We start from the raw sequence: 3,394 nt of genomic DNA on the forward strand, positions 1-3,394 counted from the left end.
CACCTCTTTGGTGAAGTTTGATAAATGGACCAAAATGCCGATCCCATCCCAACCTATCTGAGTCGCTGCTAAAACCGGATCCTGAGCCCCTGTGACGGCAATCTGTGCCTGACCTGTTTTGACCAATTCCAATGGTTTGGAATTCTCCTCCCACAGGACGTCGACGTAGGCACGAGGATTGGCTTTTTCAAAGGTTCGAGCCAGGGTCTCAATGGTTGTTTGCTCCGGCCCATTGCCGACGATGATTGTTTTTCCGGCTATTTGAGCAAAGGCGCCGGCATGCGACACATAGAAGGCCATTCCAACGAGCAGACCGGTCACGAACCGTCCCACGATCATCGAATGGCCTGTTCCCATAGGAGGTCACGACCGAGTTGATACTGGTATTGGATACTCAAGAGGTCGATCCTTCTGTTGACGTGGGCTCCGATTCTGAGGTGACGTCCAGTCGAGACATGTTCGGTCTAATATTCAACGGCGGCAACTTGGCGAAGCGTCGGATCCGTTCATCGTTCATGGCCTTGGCCTTTAGCTCGGCAAAACCGGGTTTGCGATCGCCGACGACATTGGATGAAAACGAAGACATGAGCCGGGTCGCCTCGCGGGCTCGACAAAATGGACATTCCGTGTCTTCGACTCTGGCATACACGGATTGACTGGCCTCGAATTGTTTCTCGCACTGTCCGCAACGGTACTCGTAAAGAGGCACGGAGTGAGTCCTTTCTGTGTTCTCTATTGCAGAGTCTTATACGGAGGTCGGTTCGGACTTGACAAAATGACCTCACCCAAGCGATCTTGACCGGCTCACAACGATGTGTTTATTCTAGCAACATACACAACTAAACTGCCAGCTTCATAGGAGGGTTTCAATGCCAGTGCTGATTCGACGGTATAAGGGCAATAACGGCATGATGCAGGAAGAACGAATCGATGACGACGATCGAATCGAGCGCTACATGAGGCTCTTTGAAAAAGACGACGTCAAGAAGTTACAGACCGGCGTGAAGTGCTTCATAGAAAAGGATGAGTGGCAACTTCTCCGATGAGCAGTCAGGGGTTAGGGGTAAGCCGTAATCAATTTGCGAACTCCTTACCCCTCACACCGTACGTCTCATCGGGTATATGATCTACTGGATTCACATTGCCCGTGGGATCGACCGTGCGACCCTCCACCGAGACCGGTGTTCGGAAGTGCCGTCCATTGCGACCTCCAGCGATTTCTGGGAAGGGGGATGGTTCGACTATCCCGATAAGGAACGAGCGCTCCGCGCCATGGAACAAGCTGGAGTCAACACACAGCGGCGGTGCCCGCTGTGCAAACCCTGAATGAAGAAGGTCAGTAGTCATCGGTCATTGGTCACTGGTGTTGTGTAACTCCAATCTGCTCAGTGACAAATGACCAGTGACCTATGACTGGCTTCACGTATGCCGCGACTTGCCCTTCTCCTGACCACCGTCATCTGGGGTGCCACATTTCCTGCTACCAAAGCCGCGCTTGAGCAGATACCGCCCCTCTCTTTCTTGTTGCTCCGGTTCCTCATAGGCACGCTCCTGGTGCTGCTGTGGTTTGTGATCTGCCGCCACCGACTGCACCATGATCGTGCCGTCTTGGAAGCGAGCGCGCTCACGACGGTCTTCCTCTTTCTCGGGTACCTGTTGCAAACGGTCGGTCTCCGCCAGACGAGCGCCTCCAATTCAGCCTTTCTAACCGCATTGTACGTGATCTTTGTGCCGATGATTCTCATGCGGATCGACAGGCGGGTGGTATCGGCTACGGCGATTGCAATGGTTGGGCTCTGGCTATTGGTCAAACCCGACACCTCTATGAATCTGGGCGATCTCATGACGCTGGGCTGCGCCGTCGCGTTTGCGGGACATATCATTTGTCTTGAACGGTTCGCCCGGAAGGTCGACGCTCCATCGCTATTTGTATGGCAGATGGTGGCGATGACGGTGTTGTTTCTTCCTGCACCGTGGTGGGAAGAGGCGACACGGAGCGCCTTTTCGCCCACGGCCGTCTTACTGGTCGCGCTTGGGGTCACGGGCGTTTTTGCCACGCTGGCGTTTGCCGTCCAGATATGGGCGCAGCGGTTGGTGCCCGCCCAACAAGTGGCGTTGTTGTTTGCGTCCGAACCGGCCTACGCGGCCTGGTTGTCCTGGTACTTTCTTGGGGAGACGCTGGATATGCAGGGGTGGATCGGAAGTGCGTTGATCTTATTGGCCGTGATGATCGGCGCGTTCGGCGGTTGATGGTTCTCATACGGAGGAATTGTATGGCGCAGAAGTTCGGTAATGGACGGTGGGTGCACGAAGGATTTTTGGACAACCGCGCCGAGGGAACGGTGGTGGGCCAAGTGGTCTTTGCCGTGATCGGGCCGGTGGATTTTTATTTGCGCGGCAATTTCAAGCCGGATATCGCAGGAGAGGTGATTCGATTCCACAACAGCCGGTTTGAAGATGACGACATGGCCGGACAAGTCATCGGCGACATGACGAATCCGCAGATCGGAACGGTGAATCTAATTTCGCTGGATCCACACCCGAATCTGGAGCCGCATCCCTACGTTGAGTGGTTTACGCTCGGAAAGGACCACTATCGCTTCGAGCTGAGCCCGGGTGATGCGTGGGTTCTGTCCGATGAGGAGCGGGCGGCGATCGACGGGGAAAGCCGACGAATTCGTGAGACCCTGGTCGATCAAGTGGCAGACCGGACAAGGTCCAACGATGATTCCGAGTGGGTCTAGCAGGATGTCAAAACTATTTCGAACAGGAGGCCTCAGGATGTTCAAATAGGCCGTCCAGCAAGGCCGCAGCGAGCGAAATGGCGAGGCGTACGCTTCGGTACGTTGAGCCTTTGAGCGATGCGAGAACGCTGCTGGCGGCCTTTTTCAACATCCTGTTAGGGAGGGGTCAGCTCCAGTTGAGGTGAAGGCGCCGGAAGTTCCGCTGCTTTCACGGCTGCTTCAATCTTCTTTTTGAGTACGCTGCGGTCTGAATCCTGCTTGGTTTTTCCCTCGCGGACATACCTTGGAACACCACGGATATCCCAGACCAATCCCATCCACTCAAGTGCTTTCAGACAGTAATACGTCATATCGATTTCCCACCAATAGAAGCCTTGTCTTGTCGAGGCTGGATAATAGTGGTGGTTATTGTGCCAGCCTTCTCCCATGGTAATGAGGGCCAGAAAAAAGTTGTTTCGGCTGTCGTCGCCGGTCTCATACCGCTGCGAGCCATAGACGTGTGACAAGGAATTGATGGTGCAAGTCCCGTGAAACAGCGCTACGGTCGAGATAAAAAATCCCCAGATCAGCATTTGGGGACCGGTGGTGCCGAGTTCGGGCGCATAAGCCTCCAGCAGCTTGCCCAACCCGAACATACCGAAGCCGGTAAT

The 3,394-nt window shown here is 54.6% G+C and carries 7 protein-coding genes; 4 read left to right on the top strand and 3 right to left on the bottom strand.

Annotation, left to right across the window (positions count from 1 at the left end):
• Together ACOSYY_RS08775 and ACOSYY_RS08780 are read right to left on the bottom strand one after the other, a co-directional pair.
• On the bottom strand, positions 1-357 hold a 357-nt coding region (locus tag ACOSYY_RS08775), incomplete at its 3' end, for a type 2 periplasmic-binding domain-containing protein (RefSeq protein WP_421661889.1).
• A 37-nt stretch (positions 358-394) separates the two neighbouring features.
• Positions 395-709, bottom strand: coding sequence for an FmdB family zinc ribbon protein (locus ACOSYY_RS08780; protein ID WP_421661890.1), 315 nt, complete (start codon positions 707-709; stop codon positions 395-397).
• Between the two features lie 160 nt (positions 710-869).
• On the opposite strand from ACOSYY_RS08780, the gene ACOSYY_RS08785 reads away from it, so the two are divergent.
• The 4 genes from ACOSYY_RS08785 to ACOSYY_RS08800 all read left to right on the top strand — a co-directional run bounded on the left by ACOSYY_RS08785 (position 870) and on the right by ACOSYY_RS08800 (position 2,744).
• Positions 870-1,046 (top strand): hypothetical protein, encoded by a 177-nt coding sequence (locus tag ACOSYY_RS08785; RefSeq protein WP_421661891.1) that lies wholly within the window; start codon positions 870-872, stop codon positions 1,044-1,046.
• A 76-nt stretch (positions 1,047-1,122) separates the two neighbouring features.
• Complete coding sequence (locus ACOSYY_RS08790) at positions 1,123-1,326, top strand: hypothetical protein (protein ID WP_421661892.1); 204 nt, start codon at positions 1,123-1,125, stop codon at positions 1,324-1,326.
• A 99-nt stretch (positions 1,327-1,425) separates the two neighbouring features.
• A complete protein-coding gene (locus tag ACOSYY_RS08795) occupies positions 1,426-2,250 on the top strand; it encodes a DMT family transporter (RefSeq protein WP_421661893.1) in 825 nt (274 codons plus the stop codon).
• 23 nt (positions 2,251-2,273) lie between these two features.
• Positions 2,274-2,744 (top strand): hypothetical protein, encoded by a 471-nt coding sequence (locus ACOSYY_RS08800; RefSeq protein ID WP_421661894.1) that lies wholly within the window; start codon positions 2,274-2,276, stop codon positions 2,742-2,744.
• A gap of 155 nt (positions 2,745-2,899) precedes the next feature.
• Here ACOSYY_RS08800 and ACOSYY_RS08805 read toward each other — a convergent pair.
• On the bottom strand, positions 2,900-3,394 hold a 495-nt coding region (locus ACOSYY_RS08805; RefSeq protein ID WP_421661895.1), incomplete at its 5' end, for a fatty acid desaturase.

It is taken from the genome of Nitrospira sp. BLG_2 (assembly GCF_049222245.1).